The following is a 1,356-nucleotide window of genomic DNA, read 5'->3' as shown; positions in this document are numbered from 1 at the left end:
ACGCTCTACAGCCTCGACGCCTCGAATCCCGAGGCGCCGAAGGCGCGCACCGCCCGCGAGGACGCCGCCCGCCTCGTCCGCGCCCGCTTGGCGAACCCGCGCTGGATCGCCGGCCAGCTTCGCCACGGCTATCGCGGCGCGCAGGAGCTGGCCCAGGGGCTCGACGCGGTGTTCGTGCTGGCCGCCACCACCGACGCCGTCACCGACGCCGACTTCGACCGGCTCTACGGCGCCTGGATCGCCGATCTCGACACTTTCGACGCCCTGCGCGCCGCCAACCCGGCGGCGACCCGGGCGATCCTGGAGCGCTTCGACGATGCCCGCGCCCGCGGGCTCTGGACCAGCCGCCGCAACGCGATGCCGGCCGACGAGCTGATGCCGCAGGCGGCGGAATGAGCGCGTCCCGCCGCGTCCTCCCCGAGGCCTCGAGCCGCCGCGGCTGGTGCCCGAGCCTCGCCCGCCCGATGCCGACCGGCGACGGGCTGATCGCGCGCATCCATCCGCCGCTCGGCATCCTGACGCGGGCGCAGCTTCGTGCGGTGGCCGACGCCGCCCGCGTCTTCGGCAACGGCCATGTCGACGTCACCGCCCGCGCCAACCTGCAGCTGCGCGGCGTGAGCGAGGCCACCCGCCCCGGTCTCGTCGCGGCGTTGGACGCGGCCGGCCTCGGCGACGTGCGCGCCGACGGCGGCCCGCAGCGCCTCACCCTGACGAGCCCGCTCGCCGGGTTGGCAGGCGAGGCAATCGACGTGGCGGGCATCGCCCGCGCGATCGAGGCGCACGGGATCGCCATCGCCGGCCTGCCGCCGAAGACCCTGGTGCTGATCGAGGGCGCCGGCCTCGATCCGGCGGAGATCGCGGCCGACATCCACGTGCGAGCGGTCGGACCCAGCGTGGCGGTTTTGGGCCTCGGCGAAGTGTCCGGAGTCGCGTGGGTCGGAACCTGGGACGCGGGGCATGTCGCGGCAGCTGTCGCATGGCTGTTGAGCGGGTTCGCCGCGAGCGGCCAACGCCGCGTCCGCGACCTTTCGGCCGACGCGCGTGCCGAGATGGTGATGGCTTTGTCGGCAAACGGCGCGACGTTCGCCGTCCCCTCATCTGGCGGGGAGGGAGGGAGAGGCGCCCTATCCGTCGATACGGCGCCGTTCCTCCCGATCGAAGCGCCCTTCGGCCGCTGCACCGTGGCGATGCTCGTCCGGCTGGCGCAGGTCGCGGACGACCTGGACACGGACGACATCCGCGTCTCGCCGACGCGCGGCTTCGTCCTGCCGGTGCGCGGCCCGCGGTCGCAGCGCCGGGGCGATGCGGCGGCCGAACTCGCTGCCGCCGGCTTCGTCACCGCGCCCGACGACCCGC

At 75.1% G+C, this 1,356-nt stretch carries 2 protein-coding genes; both read left to right on the top strand.

Features of this window, described 5'->3' with window-relative positions; genetic code table 11:
• On the top strand, positions 1–396 hold a 396-nt coding region (locus tag FV229_RS26870), incomplete at its 5' end, for a cobaltochelatase subunit CobN (RefSeq protein ID WP_187275308.1).
• Positions 393–1,356, top strand: a 964-nt coding sequence (locus FV229_RS26865) for a precorrin-3B synthase (RefSeq protein ID WP_147754818.1), incomplete at its 3' end; no start/stop codon positions are given. The genes FV229_RS26870 and FV229_RS26865, both read left to right, overlap by 4 nt.

This window comes from Methylobacterium sp. WL120 (genome assembly GCF_008039465.1).
GTDB classification, from domain to species: domain Bacteria; phylum Pseudomonadota; class Alphaproteobacteria; order Rhizobiales; family Beijerinckiaceae; genus Methylobacterium; species Methylobacterium cerastii.
Note: the sequence above shows the minus strand (reverse complement) of the source record. Positions and strands in the feature narration are given on the sequence as shown.